Here is an 18269-nt window from a genome sequence, read left to right as displayed (position 1 = left end):
CCTTTTCTTGTCGGCATATTCCTTTATAATGTCGGCAATTTTCCATCCTAATGAATTGCCATGCTAATACTTGCATGGACGAGTTAGTATTATCAGGACAACAGACATGCGCGATCTTTATTGTGGCGATGTGAACGAATCTCACATTGGCAAAGAAATTACTTTATGCGGTTGGGTTAACCGTCGTCGAGACTTAGGTGCGGTGATCTTTTTAGATCTACGTGATCGTGAAGGTATGGTTCAAGTCGTTTATGATCCAGATTTACCTGAAGTTATTGCTAAAGCGAATACTTTACGTAATGAGTTTTGTGTTCAAATTAAAGGTAAAGTGCGTGCTCGTCCTGAAGGTCAAATCAATAAAGATATGAAAACAGGCGGCATTGAAATTTTAGGTTTAGAACTTACTATTTTAAATAAATCTGCGCCATTACCGCTTGACTCAAACCAAAATAATTCAGAAGAACAGCGTTTAAAATACCGCTATTTAGATTTACGCCGTCCTGAAATGACAGAGCGCATGCGTTTTCGCGCAAAAGTAACTTCAGCGGTTCGCACGTCATTAGAAGGTCAAGGTTTCTTAGATATTGAAACACCTATTTTAACAGCGGCAACACCCGAAGGCGCACGTGACTACTTAGTGCCAAGTCGTACGCACAAAGGTCAATTCTTTGCTTTACCTCAGTCTCCTCAGTTATTTAAACAATTGTTAATGATGTCTGGTATGGAACGCTATTATCAAATCGTTAAATGTTTCCGTGATGAAGATTTACGTGCTGACCGCCAACCTGAATTTACTCAAATAGATATTGAAACGTCATTCATGAGCAGCGAGCAAGTGATGACCGTAGCAGAAACAATGATTGTTAAGTTGTTTAAAGACTTAATGAATGTTGATTTAGGCACTTTCCCGCGCATGACTTATTTAGAGGCGATGACACGTTTTGGCTCGGATAAGCCAGATTTGCGTAATCCATTAGAGTTAGTGGATATTGCTGATATTGTAAAAGACGTAGAATTTAAAGTCTTCTCTGGTCCGGCGAATGACGAAAAAGGCCGTGTATCGGTAATTTGTGTACCGGGTGGCGCTGCAAAGTTTTCACGCAAAGGTCTTGACGAATTGACCAAGTATGTTGGTATTTATGGCGCTAAAGGTATGCCATGGATGAAAATTAACGATGTAGATGCCGCGTTAAGTACTGGAATAGAAGGCATACAATCGCCGGTCTTAAAGTTCTTAAATGAAGACGCAGTCAAAGCTTTATTAACACGTACTAATGCGAAAACAGGCGATATTATCTTCTTTGGCGCAGATAACTACAATGTAGTTACTGAGTCACTTGGCGCGTTACGCCTTAAACTTGGTGAAGATTTAGCCTTGTTAGAAGGTGATTGGAAACCACTGTGGGTTGTTGACTTCCCAATGTTTGAAGAAGCTGATGGAGGCATGCATGCGATTCATCATCCGTTTACAGCGCCAATCAACTTAACTGCTGATGCATTAGAAGCGAATCCTGTAGGCGCACTTTCTGATGCTTATGATATGGTTTTAAATGGCTGTGAATTAGGCGGTGGCTCGGTACGTATTCATAACCAAGATATGCAAGCTGCTGTATTTAGAATTTTAGGTATCAGTGATGAAGAGGCGCAAGAGAAATTTGGTTTCTTACTTGAAGCACTCCAGTATGGTGCTCCACCACATGCAGGTTTAGCGTTTGGTTTAGACCGTTTAGTCATGCTAATGACCGGTGCTTCATCAATTCGTGATGTTATGGCCTTTCCAAAAACAACGACGGCGGCTTGTCCATTAACCAATGCGCCAGGTAAGGCAAATCCTGCACAGTTAGTTGAACTCGGTATTGCTTGTCTGCCAAAAGCAGAAAAGAAAGAAGAACCTTCAGCTGAATAGTCTATAAATAGCGTTTGATAAAAAGCAGCTAATTAGCTGCTTTTTTTATGGTCAGGATTTATGCAGGGTATCTTGTTGTCATGCTGAATTGATTTCACTAACTCGGTGACTGTTTGATGATGAACATTGTCACAAGTAACGACGATATTGCCATTTAACCAGCTACAACGCATAATCTCGATATTATTGTGAAGTTACTTCAGCTTTCGTTAAAATATAATTAAACAAGAGAACCCAATTTGACCATAATTCTAGGTATCGATCCCGGCTCACGCATTACCGGTTACGGTGTTATTAAAAAAGAAGGTCGTAAAATTTCATATTTGGGCAGTGGCTGCATCAAAGCGTATGCGGGCAACAAAGAAGAAGACGACTTTAGTTTGCGCTTACAAACTATTTTTGCAGGCGTTTCTGAGTTAATCGTGCAATTTTCACCTGAACTCTTTGCCATAGAGCAAGTTTTTATGGGAGTCAACCCGGGTGGAGCACTTAAGCTTGGCCAAGCGCGAGGAGCCGCAATTGTTGCAGCAACGAATAAAGGTCTACCCGTCGCTGAGTATTCAGCAAGACAAATAAAGCAGTCTGTTGTTGGAACGGGCGCTGCGGATAAAAGCCAAGTGCAACATATGGTAAAATCTATTTTAAAACTGCCCGCTATGCCACAAGCCGATGCTGCTGATGCACTCGCTATTGCACTTTGTCATGCCCATAGTCACGACACCCTCTCGAAAATGGCAGGGCAGGTCAGTAAAATTGTAAGAGGGCGTTTACGATAAACCACGCAAGCCACTTTACTGTATAAATATATAGTGGTATGGTTGCGAAACGCTTATTAAATTGAAGGTTTTAGCTGTGATTGGTCGTTTACGCGGAACGTTATTAGAAAAATTAGCCCCAGAAGTCTTAATTGAATGTGGTGGCATTGGTTATGAAGTTACTATGCCAATGACGAGTATCTACGCATTACCTGAATTAAATGAACAAGCCATTATTTACACACATTTTGTGGTGCGCGAAGATGCGCAATTATTATATGGTTTTGCTAATAAAATTGAGCGTAGATTATTTAGGCTAGTTATTAAAGTTAATGGCGTGGGTCCTAAATTGGGATTAGCGATACTTTCTAGTATGTCTGCTGACCAATTCGTGAGTTGTGTTGCCCATGATGACTTGACCAGTATTGTGAAAATTCCAGGTGTCGGTAAAAAAACAGCAGAGCGTTTACTCATTGAAATGCGTGACCGTTTAAAAGATTGGCAGGTTACTCAAACGTCATCACCATTAGCATCCGGTACTTTGCCGATTGAACTTCATCATGAAAATACCTTTGTGACCAATGCTAAAGGTGATGCGATTAACGCTTTAGTTTCTTTAGGTTACAGTCAGCAACAAGCGGATAAGGCGATAAAGGCAATATTTAAAGCTGAATCAACGAGTGAAAATCTTATTCGTGACGCACTCAAATCAATGCTTTAATATAAACTAAATGTATAAAATGTAGCTATAGCTAAAACCTAAATAATACAGCTGAAGTACTGACGCTGTACTCCCCATTTTTATTTGGCTGTACCTAAATAATAGAAGATACAAGAGAAAATAATGATAGAAGCTGATCGCCTTATAGAACCTGCAGCACAGCCAGAAGAAGAAGTCATAGATCGCGCTATTCGTCCTAAGTTATTAGCTGATTATACCGGTCAAGATCATGTAAAAATTCAAATGGAAATTTTCATTGAAGCAGCAAAGAGACGAGACGAACCGCTTGATCACTTACTTATTTTTGGCCCTCCTGGTTTAGGTAAAACGACACTTGCTAATATTGTTGCCAATGAAATGGGTGTGAATATCCGCACAACGTCAGGCCCAGTATTAGAAAAAGCGGGTGATTTAGCCGCATTACTCACTAACCTAGAAGAAAATGATGTACTTTTTATTGACGAAATTCATCGGTTAAGTCCTGTTGTTGAAGAAATATTGTATCCCGCAATGGAAGATTATCAACTTGATATTATGATTGGTGAAGGGCCTGCTGCTCGTTCCATCAAATTAGACTTGCCGGCGTTTACATTAATAGGTGCAACAACACGTGCTGGGGCATTAACGTCGCCATTGAGAGACCGTTTTGGCATCGTGCAACGACTTGAATTTTATAACACCAAAGATTTAACTGAAATTGTTAAACGTTCAGCGCACTTTCTCAATTTATCTATCGATGCAGAAGGGGCCTTTGAAGTTGCTAAACGTTCACGGGGTACACCCAGAATAGCTAATCGATTATTACGGCGAGTTCGTGACTACGCTGATGTAAAAACTCAAGGAATTGTTAGCCAGTCAACCGCAGCTAAAGCACTCAATATGTTAGAAGTAGACGATCAAGGTTTTGACTTAATGGACCGTAAACTACTGCAAGCTATTATTGATAAATTTATGGGTGGCCCCGTTGGACTTGACAACGTTGCAGCCGCAATTGGTGAAGAGCGCGAAACGATTGAAGATGTTATTGAACCTTATCTTATTCAGCAAGGTTTTTTACAGAGAACACCACGAGGGCGAATTGCCACCGAACGAGCTTACCAGCATTTTGGTTTAGAAAAACCCGTCAATGACAAAAGTTAGTTTATTCGTTAGGCACTAAATTTTAGGCAAAAAAAAGCCCACAACAAATATGTGGGCCAACTTATAAATTAAGTTGATAGGAGGAAATAGGGTTCCAATAAACATGTCAGAGAGAAAAGATAAAAATCTGTTCAAGTTGTTTGGCTATCAACTACCCCGTTACATCAGTTAAGATAAACTTGAATAATTATTGCGTTAGCTCAAAGAACAAATGAATTTTAGAGTAACTGTTCTATTTTAACAAGCTAAAAAAATTGATAAGTTACATTAGAAAAACTAATGCTATTATTATCAAATACTCCTTTCATTAATGAACGCAAATAAGCCGTTTGCCCTTTAAAACTATATTTCATAAAAAATGTTACATCCGTTTACTACTCAACGCTTGTCGTAGGAAGCGATTATCATTAATATAGAGAAAATAATGATTAAATGCCTTGAATTTAATTTCTAACGATAAAATTAAAATTTCGAAGCGACGAGCTATTGATATTATTAAAGTCATGCCAAATATTAAATACGACTATCCTGTAAGAATATATTATGAAGATACTGATGCTGGCGGTATTGTTTACCATACTAACTATTTGAAATTCTGTGAACGTGCTCGAACTGAGTGGTTAAGAGAATTAAATGCTAACCAATCGTTTTTTTTAGAACAAAACATTGGTTTAGTGGTCAGAAGAGTTGAAATGGACAATACTGCATCAGCTAAACTCGATGATTTACTTATTGTAACATCATGGATCAGCGAATTTAAACGTGCGAGTCTTGTTTTTACTCAACAAATTAGCGATGAAAATAACAAGCTTATTTGTTCTGTTGTTGTGCGAATTGCTTGTGTTAACTTACAACTTTCTAAACCCTGTGCCATCCCTGAAAAAATATTAGGAGCGTTAAAACGTGTCAGCTGAAATTTCAATTTTTGATTTATTCCTTCAAGCCAGTCTATTAGTTAAAACCGTCATGCTTATTTTATTAGGCTTTTCAATTTCTTGTTGGGCGATGATCTTTCAACGCCGAAAAGTTCTTAATGAGGCACAAGCACAAATGAAAATCTTTGAGGATAAGTTTTGGAGTGGTGCTGATTTAAGCAAACTCTATAATGAAGTCTCTTCAAAGGGGGCCGTAACAGGTATTGAAAGTTTATTTGTTTCAGGTTTTAAAGAGTTTGCACGCTTGAGAAAGAGTAATCTTGATTCACCACAAGCAATTGTTGATGGCACACACCGAGCAATGCGAGTTGCGCTTTCACGTGAAGTGGATCACCTTGAAACTCATTTACCCTTTATGGCAACGGTTGGGTCTATTAGCCCGTACATCGGCCTGTTTGGCACAGTTTGGGGCATTATGAATTCGTTCATTGCATTAGGTGCTGTAGAGCAGGCAACATTAGCCATGGTTGCTCCTGGTATTGCAGAAGCACTAATTGCAACCGCCATGGGCCTATTTGCTGCCATACCTGCGGTCATTGCTTTTAACCGATTTAGTCATCATGTAGAAAAACTAGAAAATGGTTATGGTAACTTTATGGAAGAATTTTCCAGTATTTTGCAACGTCAAAGTGCAAGTGAACATCAAGCATAAACGGAGTAATATCTTATGTATAAAAGAGTAAGACGCCGTAAAGTTTCTGAAATTAATGTGGTTCCTTATATTGATGTGATGTTGGTATTGTTGATTATTTTCATGGTTACCGCACCGCTTGTCACCCAGGGGGTGAAAGTTGATTTACCTAAAGCAGATGCAGAAGCGCTAGACAAAGATTCAAAACCACCATTAGTCGCCTCCGTTGATGCAGACGGTAATTACTATTTAGCGGTAGGTACCAGCAAAAATGAGCCAATGTCAGCCGAACAAGTCGCAACACTGGTTGCTGCGCATTTAAAAGTTGAACCAAATACTCCTGTGGTTGTAAATGGCGACGGAGCTGTTTCTTATGACGCAGTAATTCAATTGATGGTGTTGTTACAACAAAAAGCCGGTGTACCTTCTGTTGGTTTAATGACAGACCCTGGAGATAAATAATCAATGAGTCGAAAATTTGCAATAGCCTTATCGCTTAGCTTTTTACTGCATGTTGTTTTAGCCGCAGTATTATTGATGGGCGATTTTGACAGTCATCCTAAAACACCCCCAAAAGCTGTTCAGATACAGACTATTCAGGCGACTCTTGTCGATAGAAGTAAAGTTGAAGCGCAAGTTAATAAAATTAAAAAGAAAAAAATTGATGATGCAAAACGTTTAAAAGAAATGGAACAGCAAGTTGCTGCAGCGAAGAACAAACGTGCTAAAGAAGAGAAACGCATTAAAGCCCTAGAACGCCAAAGAAAGAAAAAAGAGCTAGAGAAAAAGGCTGCTGACTCGGCTGCAAAACAAGCACTTACTAAAGCCAATGCAGCAGAAAAAATACGCAAGAAAAAAGAAGAAGAACAAAAAGTTGCTGAGAAAGCAGCGGCCGACGCAAAAGCTAAACGCTTGAAAGAAGAGATAGCGGCAAAAAAAGCTGAAGACTTACGTAAGAAAAAAGCGGCAGATCGCAAGCGTAAAGAACAAGAAGCTAAAGAGCGAGCACAACAACAAAAGATGATAGAGCAACAAATGGCGGAAGAAATGGCCGTTAGACAACAAGCACGTCATCAACAAACGATGACAGAAGTTGGTCGATTTACTGCCTTAATACGTCAAACTATTCAAGGAAATTTAATGACGGATCGCAGTACTATGGAAGGTAAGTCTTGTAAATTAACTATAAGTCTTGCACCATCAGGTTTTGTGACAAATGTTGTGATAGGCAAGGGGGATAAGGTAGTTTGTAGTGCTTCAAAAACAGCTATTTATAAAGCAGGGACATTACCTGTTTCGAAAGACCCAGAAGTATTTAACAAGATGCGTACGATTAGTCTAACTGTAGTACCTGAATTTTAATCGTAACGGCTTATATTTAATAAAAATAATCCATGACTGAGAAAATAGTAAATATATGAATAAATTTAAAGTAGCATTCATTTTCTTTATCGTACTGATTTCAAATAGTGCATTTGCAACGCTTGAAATTGTGATCACCGAGGGTATTGATAGTGCCAGACCCATTGCTGTCCTGCCCTTTAAGTGGACAGGTGCAGAGCCACTTCCTGAAAATATTTCGAGCATCATTAGTGAAGACTTATTACGTAGTGGTAAATTTAACCCTATAAAAAGTGAGCGTTTCCCTCAAACCCCTTTTTCAGATCAAGAGGTTGACTATTCCGCATGGGCAAATGAGGGTGTAGAAGCAGTAGTTGTTGGGAAGATAAGTCAAATAGGTATTGGTCGTTACAAGATTAGTTACCAACTTGTTGATGTTATTCGTGGACAGATCACGGGTGGGCAATCGCAAATGCTAAGTAATGGAGAATTGGTGAAAACCTCTGACCATGTCTATGCCGAAGGTGCATTCGAAATTAGTACAAACCAATTTCGTCGTTACGGGCATCATATCAGTAATGTTATTTATGAAAAATTAACAGGAAGTAAAGGCGCATTCCTAACAAAAATTGCTTACGTTATTGTTCGAGATAAAGGGGAGTTTCCTTTTCAACTGGTTATGGCTGATTATGATGGTGTTAATGAACATGTTTTATTAAGCTCTAAAGAACCTTTAATGTCGCCATCATGGCACCCAAGTGGTAATCAATTAGCGTATTCAACATTTGAGAATAACCAACAAAAAATATATATTATAGATATCTACACTGGTAAGCGCACGATGATCAGTGACTCTAAAGGTATAAATAGTGCGCCACGTTGGTCACCCGACGGCAAAAAAATCGCGATGATGTTATCAAAAGATGGCAACTCAGAACTCTATATAATGGAAATTGCAACTAGAAAATTGCGTCGGATCACACGTCACCGTGCCATTGATGCAGAGCCAAGTTGGAGCCCTGATGGAAAATCCTTGGTATTTAGTTCAGAACGGGGTGGTAAACCTCAGCTTTATCGCGTAAATTTAGTCGATGGTCGGGTAAAACGACTAACATTTGATGGTGAAATGAACCTTGGCGGTTCAATTACACCAGACGGTCGCCAGTTAATTATGGTGAATAGAACGCGAGGGAATTATCATTTAGCTAAACAGGAGTTAACGTCAGGGATTTTTCAAGTGCTGACCAAAACACGTTTAGATGAGTCACCGAGCATTGCTCCTAATGGTGGCATGATAATCTACAGTACATTACACAATAATAGGCAAGTGCTTAGTTTAGTTTCTGTAGATGGACGATTTAAAGCGCGTTTACCCGCGGTTGATGGTGAAGTAAAAGCACCTGCTTGGTCACCATTTTTATAAAAAAATTAAACATTAATTTAAAACATAACTTTAGAATAATAAGGACAAATATAATGCGTTTGAATAAAACTGTGAAAGCTCTTGCGATTGTTTTGCCAATATTGGCTTTATCTGCTTGTAGTTCAAATTCAGAAACTGATGAACAAAGCAACGTCGCTACTAATGCTCAAGAATCTTCAGTAACTGATAATACTACTGCTGCTGATGTTCAAGTAAGTGCCGTACAACGTGCTGCTGAAATTGAAGAACAGCAACGTCAAGAATTAGAAAAACTTCGTGCAGAGCACATTGTTTATTTTGATTTTGATACCTCTACAGTCAGTCGCGATTTCTCGGCTATTCTAGACGCACATGCTAAATTTTTAAACAATAGCGCAAACACTAAGGTGCTTGTTGAAGGTCATGCCGATGAACGTGGCACACCTGAATACAACATTGCCTTAGGTGAGCGTCGTGCTAAAGCAGTAGTGACTTACTTAGAAAATATGGGTGTTTCATCTATGCAGTTAAGTGTTGTTAGCTATGGTGAAGAAAAGCCAATGATTAAAGACCGTAGTGAAAATGCATTCGCTAAAAACCGCCGTGCGGTATTAGTTTACTAATCAGGGATATAAATGAAACTGAATAAAGTTTTATTCGGGATGTCCTTTGCTGTTACTACCTTTGCGGTAGTAGCGGCAGAATCTGCTCCCGTTATCGATATAACCAAGTCTGGTTCAAATAAAAATAACCCTTCGCAATATGCCTCAGCGCTACCACAAACTATTGCCGAACAGTTAACTAACCTTGAACGTAAACTTGATGCCCGTAATCGCGCCCAAGTTAATGTACAGCGCCAACTTGATGAACTTCAAAATGAAGTGAATGAACTACGTGGTGTTACCGAGCTACATACCCATCAATTAAGCCAAGTTTTGAATCGACAGCGAGAGCTGTACCAAGAACTTGACCGCAGGGTAACCGAAGCATTAAAACCTGAAAATAACGTTCCTGCGGCGATTACAGCCCCTGCAACATCAACTTCAGACGCTTCTATAAATTACTCAACTAATTTAACTGAAAATCAAGCTTATGATCGTGCTGTAAATTTAGTCTTAAAAGATAAGCAATACGACAAAGCCATACCTGAATTTCAAGCGTTTAACCAAAATTATCCAAATTCTAGCTACGCACCTAATGCACATTATTGGTTGGGGCAGTTATTATTTAATAAAACTGAATATCTACAAGCAAAGAATGAATTTAATTTAGTGGTTGAACAATATATCGATTCAAATAAGCGAAGTGACGCAATGTTAAAGTTAGCAATGGTTGAACAAAAGCTAAATAACAGCGCAGCAGCGAAAATTTGGTATCAAAAAATAATCACTCAATACCCTGATTCAAGTGCTGCACAACTCGCAAAACCTAGGTTAGAAAATTTATAACCTATAAAAGCGACGACAAGTTACACGAACTGCTTTCTTTTTATGCAAACAGTCAGTTATTAAGAAATAAGTTGAATTTATGGTTGCACTAAAAAAATTAATGAGTATTATATGCGTCGCGTTGAGGCACTACTGCAACGCAGTGTGAATTAGCACTTATGTCGGCCGTTAGCTCAGTTGGTAGAGCAGTTGGCTTTTAACCAATTTGTCGAAGGTTCAAATCCTTCACGGCCGACCACTTCTTTATAATGTATGCTTTATAAAGAAAAAGAAGTACCTTGTAAGAATCGAAATTTATTTCGAAAAAAGAAATTATGGCGGCCGTTAGCTCAGTTGGTAGAGCAGTTGGCTTTTAACCAATTTGTCGAAGGTTCAAATCCTTCACGGCCGACCACTTTCTTTCTCATTACAAGTATAATGCAATTTAATTGTGCATTCGTTGATGACGAACATCAACATAAAATCTATATGTCGGCCGTTAGCTCAGTTGGTAGAGCAGTTGGCTTTTAACCAATTTGTCGAAGGTTCAAATCCTTCACGGCCGACCACTTCTTATAATATTCAAATAGTACAATCATAATAAAGCAAAGGCTTTCAACCTCTTATCTTGAAGCTTTATATCTTTTGTGATCAACCATTTTTTTATTACAAGTATAATGCAATTTAACTGTGCATTCGTTGATGACCAACATCAACATTAAAATCTATATGTCGGCCGTTAGCTCAGTTGGTAGAGCAGTTGGCTTTTAACCAATTTGTCGAAGGTTCAAATCCTTCACGGCCGACCACTTCTTAAATATTTCAATAGTCAGTTCATATTAAAGCCAAAGCTTTTAACCGTTAAGCCGTTTATCTCGAAGGTTCATATTCTTCACGGCCGACCACTTCTTAAATATTTCAATAGTCAGTTCATATTAAAGCGTAGGCTTTTAACCGTTAAGCCGTTTATCTCGAAGGTTCAAATCCTTCAGACCGACCACTTCTTAAATATTTCAATAGTCAGTTCATATTAAAGCGTAGGCTTTTAACCGTTATGCCGTTTATCTCGAAGGTTCATATTCTTCACGGCCGACCACTTCTTAAATATTTCAATAGTCAGTTCATATTAAAGCGTAGGCTTTTAACCGTTAAGCCGTTTATCTCGAAGGTTCATACTCTTTACCACTGCGTATTACTTAAATAATTGTATTCTCATCATCTAAAGTTTAAATGCTTATCCATAGACAACATCTGAGTAAGCACTCATCTTAATAAACGCTGTCGTAGCTAGCATCTTTAATTTTATTTCTTTTTTATCGCTGTTTTTACTATCTAATATCAAAAAGTCTTATACACATCTTTTCATCTATACCGTATAATTGCTGTGTTTTTAAAAGAGATCAACAGAGATAAATAATGTCGCAAAGCAATTTAGCCGTAGAATTTGATTTTCAATTTCCTGCCAAACCAGCACCACTTTCAGTCGATGAACGAAGCCAATATAAAGATCGCATTAAACTTTTACTAAAAGAAAAAAATGCGGTACTTATTGCTCATTACTATACCGACCCTGAAATTCAGGCGTTAGCTGAAGAAACAGGTGGCTGTGTTGCCGACTCTTTAGAAATGGCGCGCTTTGGCAACAATCACCCTGCAACGACGCTAATTATTGCTGGTGTTCGTTTTATGGGTGAAACCGCAAAAGTACTAACGCCAGAAAAAACAGTGGTTATGCCAACGCTCGAAGCAACCTGTTCTTTAGATTTAGGCTGTCCTATCGAAGAGTTCTCTGCTTTTTGTGATGAAAACCCCGACCGTACTGTTGTTGTTTATGCAAATACTTCTACAGCCGTAAAAGCAAGAGCAGACTGGATCGTCACTTCTTCTTGTGCTTTAGAAATTATTGAACATCTTGATGAACAAGGTGAAAAAATTCTTTGGGGACCTGACCGACATTTAGGCGCATACATTCAAAAGCAAACGAGTGCTGATATGTTAATGTGGCAGGGCGCTTGTATCGTTCATGACGAGTTTAAAAGTAAAGCGTTAAAGGATATGAAGGCTTTGCATCCAGATGCGGCTATATTGGTGCATCCAGAGTCTCCTGCAGAGATTATTGATCTTGCTGATGCTGTTGGTTCAACCAGCCAGTTAATTAAAGCCGCACAAGACATGCCAAATATGAAATTTATTGTAGCAACAGACCGTGGCATATTTTATAAAATGCAACAGCTTTGTCCTGGTAAAGAATTTTTCGAAGCGCCAACCGCAGGTGAGGGAGCAACGTGTAAAAGTTGTGCTCATTGTCCTTGGATGGCGATGAATGGTCTTAAAGAGATTGAAGATGCATTAATTAATCCTTTAGGTAAAGAAGTGTTTGTTGATATGAAACTTCGTGAGGGTGCCTTAAAATCACTAGATCGGATGTTAACGTTTAACGCAGCTTTAGCTGAAAAATAACGCGCAAGTAGATTTTTTGCCGATAAAGTAACCAGTTGATCGTTTTATATTAAAATTAAGTTGTGCTGGCAATTAAATTTACCTAACATAGCGCAACTTCAGCTCGTGGCATTTTGTGTAAGTTTAAAGACTTAATAAGAATATGTTAGCGTGTTGATTAACAAAATTGGTGAGCTGGCCGAGTGGCTGAAGGCGCACGCCTGGAAAGCGTGTAAAGGTTTATCCCTTTCGAGAGTTCGAATCTCTCGCTCACCGCCACATTTCATAGATAAGCCTCTGTTTTTCAGGGGCTTTTTTATATCTGCTACTTTCTGAGCCGTCAAGAATACCGTAAAACACTCTCATTACGATAAAAATATACCTCATATGAAATTAATCGAACCTGATCTTTTATTAAAACCCCATAATTTTATTTAAGGTTGCAGGTGATGTGCACAATTATATTAGTTGTGCCATATAATTGCATCAGAATTGCCACTCATTATCATCTAATACAGTCACCTAATTATATTTACTGCGACCACTGAATAACATTAGGTTTGAGATTAATATATATAGTTTGTTTGGTACGCTTTGCTTTTGAGTTACTAACGACAGCTCAGAGCCTATTGCTACCGTTAGGTATTTATTGTGAAGACAGAATTATCCAATAAGTATTATAAATTATAGTGTTCTCTCAAAACTAAATATTCATCGGTTTGCTTGTATTTGACTAATGTTTCGTTGAAAAGAGGAATATAGGTTTTATTCTTAAATGCCATTCTATAATGGGTTTCAGGAAATATTGGGTGGAAAGTAAATAGCCTCGTTATGTCATTATTGTTCATATTCAATTCATGAGTAAAATATTTGAAAATATTGATATCCATAATCAATAAATCGATACGACCTTTTAGTAATAATTGCGGCTGTTGGCTTTGATCTGCTATTTTTAAAAATAAAGGTGATTTGCTACTAGCATCAGCAAAATCTTTTCCTAATACTTTATCAGCCTTTTGAAATGAAGCGATAGAAAAGCACTCTAGTTCTTTGATGTTATTTATTTTTATATTTTTTTTCTTTAATGAGATAGCGATATTTTGATAGGTAATATATATATCGCTAAGTTTAGTGGTATCAGTGAAAACCTTGCTATTTGTCGTTATAACTGCATCAATTTCTTTAACATCAAGCATTTTAAATGAATGGCCAAACTGGGTATAAACAAAAGTAGCTGTTTTCCCCATTTTTTTTAAAACATTGCGTATTAAATCTAATTCAAAGCCAGAGTCATCAGCTTGAATTACATAAGGAGGTTTTGCTAAACCTACAGCGACTATAAACTTATCTTCAGCAGATATAAGATTAGAAAAAAAAGTAAAGCTGACTACTAAAAAAAAAGAATAGTTTTTTAGTTGAGGTAATAATAATTGATATTTTAGCTTCATTAACACCACATCCTAATAATAATTTATATAAAAGTATAATCCCTATGAGGTAACTTTTGGATTTTTCTTTATTCTAATCCGAGATTTTATATGACCTTTATATTATTAGTTAAACTATTTAATGTCGGCTTTGGTGGCTTAGTTGTCTATCACGATGAAGGTAGCTCAACGTCTCACGAACACTAAGTATAGCTCAAAAATCGATTGATGTTAACGTCCGGTATCGTATCAAAGTGAACATAAAACATGGGTGTTTTGACCAGTGAATTAGGTCAGGTTTGTTGGCATTAGTGAGCATAAGGGAGGTTGATTTCAAAGAGTAGAGATAATCACAAAACGTAAATAATATGTCAAATTTTCTCATAAGGTGATGCCATTTCATTATTTATGACGATCCACATTTGTTCCTACTACTTTTTTCCTCTTACGCTATAAATTTTCTATTAGTAGACTATTACCATTTATTTTACTGCAAGTATGGTGATAGCTAAATAATGACTCTTTAGGTTAGTATCTTGTGCGTGTACGTAACTTTTCCTTAAAAAGAGCAATAAATAATGGAACATGAACAGCACTTAGCATTACTTAGTGCGTCAGCCCAAGGTGACAAAAAGGCATTTTCTCAACTGTATCAAGCGACCAGTAAACAGCTCTATGCGGTAAGTTTGAAAATGTTAATACGAAGAGAGTTGGCTGAAGACGCCTTGCAGGAAGCTTACGTCCGTATTTGGCATAACGCATCGGAATATCGTACAGGTAAGGGCACAGTATTGACCTGGATGGTCAGTATTGTACGTTACCGCGCGCTGGACATTTTACGTTATCACAAAATTAGAAAAGAAGATGAACTCGTAGAGAATGAAAGCTTCGATCTCAACACCGATGACAAAATAAGTGACTCAGAACAACTCTTACTCGATAAATGTTTACAGCAGTTAGATCTTCAGCAACGACAAGCTATTTACTTAGCTTACTTTAATGGTTGCTCTCATCAAGAGGTGGTCAAACACCTAAATAACCCACTGGGTACCATTAAAAGCTGGATAAGGCGTGGTCTTATGAGCTTACAGAGTTGTTTAACGCCATGAATTATCAATCTGAAGACCTCAAAAACGCGCTTGCTGCAGAATATGTACTCGGTACTTTGCGTGGGCCTGCTCGACAGCGCTTTCAAAAACTGATGATGCAATTCCCGCTGATCAGTGACGCAACCCAAACCTGGGAGCAAAATCTCAATGGTTTGGGCCAAAAAATTCCACCCGTGACACCTGATGTTTGTGTGTGGCAGCGTATAGAAAGTCAGTTGGGTTTTGTTACTGAGCCAATACAAACCAATGTTGTGGCAATAACTAAGACAAAACCTCGAATTTGGCAAAGCATTGCTGGTTTAGCGTCGGCGGCTGCAATCGTCCTTGCAGTGATGTTATTTAGCGTTCAGCCACCACTTCAACCCGAGGTTCAGCAACTCGCTTTGATGAGCAATGAACAAGCTGACTTGCTATGGGCACTAGAAATTGGTGCAGATACAATTAGCGTACAAGCAACAAAGCAATTTGTGGCGAAGGCTAATGCTGATTACCAATTATGGATAGTAGCAGCTGATGGTCGAGCTCCTATATCTTTAGGCTTGTTACCCAAAACAGGAAAGTTAATCTTAAACAAACCTAAGTTGTTTGATCAAATTGAGATTGCTGCTTTAGCGGTTAGTTTAGAACCGCTTGGGGGCTCACCTAATGGCTTACCAACCACCGTGTTATATACGTCTAAATTGGTTGTTCTTTAGTTAATTTTATAGGTTCATAAGTATGATTTAAAAAAGCGAAACGAAAGTTTCGCTTTTTTTTATCTTTTTTGCATCCAATTTGTAATCTCAGTCGTTTCACTTAATGAGCTTTCAAGAAAGTAACCATTAAGAACTATAAATTATAAAGGAAACGTCATGAAAAAATTTAAACTAACACTACTTGTATCAGCAATAATGAGTGCAACGTTGTCTCAAGCGGTATCTGCATCAAGCCACCGTGAAGCACCTAATGTCACACGTATGCCAACAGTCGATTCAACCGATTTTTATGCCTTCAATAGTTATGAAGCAGGTCGTGGTGATTACGTTACACTCATCGCAAATTATATTCCTCTACAAGATGCCTACGGTGGACCAAACTATTTTGCAATGGATCCTGCTGCAACTTATGCCATACATATTGATAACGATGGTGACGCAGTTGAAGACATAACCTTTACTTTTAATTTCAACCAGATGTTACCCAATAATAATAACGGTGTTGCTTTAATGGTTGGCACTGCGGGTGAACAAAAATCTGTTGGTGTGCCACTTAAAAATGTTGGTGTCATCAGTATGGCAGATAAAAGTGCGGCCAATTTCTCTGAAAGTTACATGGTTAATATGATTTCTGGCCCAATGCGAACGGGTACCAGTGCTGCTGTTACTAACAGTACTTCGGGCGGGGCAAGTTTTGATAAGCCGCTCGATTACATCGGTAACAAAACATTTTCTAATGCTGAGCAGTATTCCGCTTATGCTAATAGCCACATCTATTCAGCCGCTATTCCGGGGTGTGAAGCACCAGCAAAAGTATTTGTTGGTCAGCGTAAAGACGCATTTACAGTAAATTTGGGTAAGGTATTTGATTTAGTTAATTTCGTGCCTGTTGAAGGTGACAGCGCCCCCAGTGCTGGCGATGCAGCGGGATTTCCTGGAGGAATTACGCAATCAGCAACGAATGATGACTTAGCGGACAAAAATGTTACCAGTATTGCTATCGAGGTACCAACTGCTTGTTTAACTGGCACAGGTAATGGCGTGATTGGCAGTTGGACAACAGCAAGTTTACCTCAGGCTAGAATTTTGAATCCAAATGCTAGCTTCGATAACACTGAAGTCAATGGTGGTGCATTGACGCAAGTTTCCCGTCTTGGCTCTCCTTTGGTAAATGAATTGGTTATTGGCTTGGCAGACAAAGATAAGTTCTCAAGCTCACACCCAAGTGGTGATGGTCAGTTTGCTGATTATGTGACGCATCCAACGTTACCTGAGTTGCTCAATATTTTGTTTAGAGATGCTGTTAATACTACATTGAATGCCAATATCGAAACGTTGGCACCCACTAATTTTCCTAGGGTTGATTTAGTTACCGCATTTTTAACAGGTTTCCCAGGTGTTAATCAGTTATCAACAGTGACCGCAGCTGAAATGCTACGCTTAAATACTGGTATTGCCGCAGTGGCGGCCGATATGCAGTCATCTTTTGGTGTTGCTGGTGACGATTTAGCTGGCTTTCCAAATGGTCGCCGACCAGGAGATGATGTGGTAGATATTGCGCTTCGTGTTGTTATGGGTCGTTTATGTTACCCAATTCCTGTTAATGGCACAGATACAGATTTGGGCTTATGTGCACCAGAAGATGCAAGTGTTGGTAATGTACCCTTTACTGATGGCGCGCCAAGTCATGCCTCGATGATGGATACGAGCTTTCCATACTTAGCAATGCCGTTACCAGGTTCTAAATAAGGAACACTATTATGCAACATAATAAACGACATACAGTTTCACATATTAATAACGCTTTTAAGCTAAAAGGGATTGCGCTGAGTTTAGTTACCACACTGATAATATCAGGGTGTAACTTCTCTAATAGTGACGATAAAAAAGAGCCAGAGGCTATAAAAAATGTATCACCAACGACAATAACAATCGATTTGATCACGCAAACAGAAACACCGATCACCGATATGTTAAGTGCAACTGATGCTAATGGTAACAGCCTAACCTTTAGCTTAGAACAACAAGCGATGTTAGGTATGGTCACTATTGATGGCAACGGTGAATTTACCTACCAACCTAATGACGAGTTAACCGGTAGGGACAGTTTTACCTTTAACGTGACTGATGGAATTAATCCGGCCGTTTTGGGCAGGGTTAACATTACTATTGAAACACTAGAAGTATCGTTTGCCAGTAATAGTCGTGCTGCCTTTAATCAGCAACCGACAGATGAACCTTTGGTCTTAAATGGTCGTGCGTTCATTAAAGATGTTGAAGATCCAGCCGCATACGACGATTTATTTTCACAGTAAAACCCAGCTTGACTGCGCCAAGGACG

The 18269-nt window shown here is 38.6% G+C and carries 17 protein-coding genes and 5 tRNA genes; 21 read left to right on the top strand and 1 reads right to left on the bottom strand.

All coding sequences use genetic code 11. The annotated features are described in order from the left end of the window. Positions 1-106 precede the first annotated feature (106 nt). From aspS to H4J39_RS17470, 17 genes are all read left to right on the top strand, one after another. On the top strand, positions 107-1906 hold the full coding sequence (gene aspS / locus H4J39_RS17550) for an aspartate--tRNA ligase (protein ID WP_182229632.1): 1800 nt from the start codon (positions 107-109) through the stop codon (positions 1904-1906). Positions 1907-2145: 239 nt separating this feature from the next. Beyond that, a complete protein-coding gene (gene ruvC, locus H4J39_RS17545) occupies positions 2146-2682 on the top strand; it encodes a crossover junction endodeoxyribonuclease RuvC (RefSeq protein WP_182229631.1) in 537 nt (178 codons plus the stop codon). Positions 2683-2758: 76 nt separating this feature from the next. Continuing rightward, positions 2759-3382 (top strand): Holliday junction branch migration protein RuvA, encoded by a 624-nt coding sequence (gene ruvA / locus H4J39_RS17540; protein WP_182229630.1) that lies wholly within the window; start codon positions 2759-2761, stop codon positions 3380-3382. Positions 3383-3505: 123 nt separating this feature from the next. Next, positions 3506-4522, top strand: a complete 1017-nt coding sequence (ruvB, locus tag H4J39_RS17535) for a Holliday junction branch migration DNA helicase RuvB (RefSeq protein WP_182229629.1) — start codon at positions 3506-3508, stop codon at positions 4520-4522. Between the two features lie 437 nt (positions 4523-4959). Then, positions 4960-5436: a tol-pal system-associated acyl-CoA thioesterase gene (gene ybgC, locus H4J39_RS17530; protein WP_310649772.1), complete on the top strand. Its 477-nt coding sequence runs from the start codon at positions 4960-4962 to the stop codon at positions 5434-5436. Further along, positions 5426-6109, top strand: a complete 684-nt coding sequence (gene tolQ, locus H4J39_RS17525; RefSeq protein ID WP_182229628.1) for a protein TolQ — start codon at positions 5426-5428, stop codon at positions 6107-6109. Before ybgC ends, tolQ begins: the two co-directional genes overlap by 11 nt. A gap of 15 nt (positions 6110-6124) precedes the next feature. Next, positions 6125-6550 carry a protein TolR gene (gene tolR / locus H4J39_RS17520; protein ID WP_182229627.1) on the top strand — a complete coding sequence of 142 codons (426 nt, stop codon included), beginning with the start codon at positions 6125-6127 and terminating at the stop codon, positions 6548-6550. 3 nt (positions 6551-6553) lie between these two features. Next, positions 6554-7450, top strand: a complete 897-nt coding sequence (gene tolA, locus H4J39_RS17515) for a cell envelope integrity protein TolA (RefSeq protein WP_182229626.1) — start codon at positions 6554-6556, stop codon at positions 7448-7450. Positions 7451-7505: 55 nt separating this feature from the next. Beyond that, positions 7506-8852 (top strand): Tol-Pal system beta propeller repeat protein TolB, encoded by a 1347-nt coding sequence (gene tolB, locus H4J39_RS17510; RefSeq protein WP_182229625.1) that lies wholly within the window; start codon positions 7506-7508, stop codon positions 8850-8852. Positions 8853-8905: 53 nt separating this feature from the next. Continuing rightward, a complete protein-coding gene (gene pal, locus H4J39_RS17505; RefSeq protein ID WP_182229624.1) occupies positions 8906-9454 on the top strand; it encodes a peptidoglycan-associated lipoprotein Pal in 549 nt (182 codons plus the stop codon). Positions 9455-9466: 12 nt separating this feature from the next. Further along, entirely contained in the window at positions 9467-10279 is an 813-nt protein-coding gene (gene ybgF / locus H4J39_RS17500) for a tol-pal system protein YbgF (protein WP_182229623.1), read from the top strand. A gap of 162 nt (positions 10280-10441) precedes the next feature. Then, a tRNA-Lys gene (locus tag H4J39_RS17495) sits at positions 10442-10517 on the top strand. Between the two features lie 80 nt (positions 10518-10597). Beyond that, positions 10598-10673: transfer RNA gene (locus H4J39_RS17490), tRNA-Lys, on the top strand. 78 nt (positions 10674-10751) lie between these two features. Next, positions 10752-10827: transfer RNA gene (locus tag H4J39_RS17485), tRNA-Lys, on the top strand. A 164-nt stretch (positions 10828-10991) separates the two neighbouring features. Beyond that, a tRNA-Lys gene (locus H4J39_RS17480) sits at positions 10992-11067 on the top strand. A 607-nt stretch (positions 11068-11674) separates the two neighbouring features. Next, positions 11675-12718, top strand: a complete 1044-nt coding sequence (nadA, locus tag H4J39_RS17475; RefSeq protein WP_182229622.1) for a quinolinate synthase NadA — start codon at positions 11675-11677, stop codon at positions 12716-12718. A gap of 168 nt (positions 12719-12886) precedes the next feature. Beyond that, a tRNA-Ser gene (locus H4J39_RS17470) sits at positions 12887-12976 on the top strand. Between the two features lie 398 nt (positions 12977-13374). Here the strand turns inward: H4J39_RS17470 and H4J39_RS17465 are convergent. Further along, a complete protein-coding gene (locus H4J39_RS17465) occupies positions 13375-14145 on the bottom strand; it encodes an ABC transporter substrate-binding protein (RefSeq protein ID WP_182229621.1) in 771 nt (256 codons plus the stop codon). A 557-nt stretch (positions 14146-14702) separates the two neighbouring features. Here H4J39_RS17465 and H4J39_RS17460 point away from each other — a divergent pair. The 4 genes from H4J39_RS17460 to H4J39_RS17445 all read left to right on the top strand — a co-directional run bounded on the left by H4J39_RS17460 (position 14703) and on the right by H4J39_RS17445 (position 18243). Then, positions 14703-15233, top strand: a complete 531-nt coding sequence (locus H4J39_RS17460) for a sigma-70 family RNA polymerase sigma factor (protein WP_182229620.1) — start codon at positions 14703-14705, stop codon at positions 15231-15233. Beyond that, positions 15230-15928: an anti-sigma factor domain-containing protein gene (locus tag H4J39_RS17455; RefSeq protein WP_182229619.1), complete on the top strand. Its 699-nt coding sequence runs from the start codon at positions 15230-15232 to the stop codon at positions 15926-15928. The genes H4J39_RS17460 and H4J39_RS17455 overlap by 4 nt, the downstream gene beginning before the upstream one ends. A 195-nt stretch (positions 15929-16123) precedes the next feature. Continuing rightward, on the top strand, positions 16124-17677 hold the full coding sequence (locus H4J39_RS17450; RefSeq protein ID WP_259368881.1) for a DUF4331 domain-containing protein: 1554 nt from the start codon (positions 16124-16126) through the stop codon (positions 17675-17677). Between the two features lie 11 nt (positions 17678-17688). Continuing rightward, positions 17689-18243 (top strand): Ig-like domain-containing protein, encoded by a 555-nt coding sequence (locus H4J39_RS17445; protein ID WP_182229617.1) that lies wholly within the window; start codon positions 17689-17691, stop codon positions 18241-18243. Positions 18244-18269: the final 26 nt, after the last annotated feature.

The organism is Colwellia sp. Bg11-12, from assembly GCF_014076955.1.
In the GTDB taxonomy this organism is placed as follows: Bacteria; Pseudomonadota; Gammaproteobacteria; order Enterobacterales; family Alteromonadaceae; genus Colwellia_A.
Note: the sequence above shows the minus strand (reverse complement) of the source record. Positions and strands in the feature narration are given on the sequence as shown.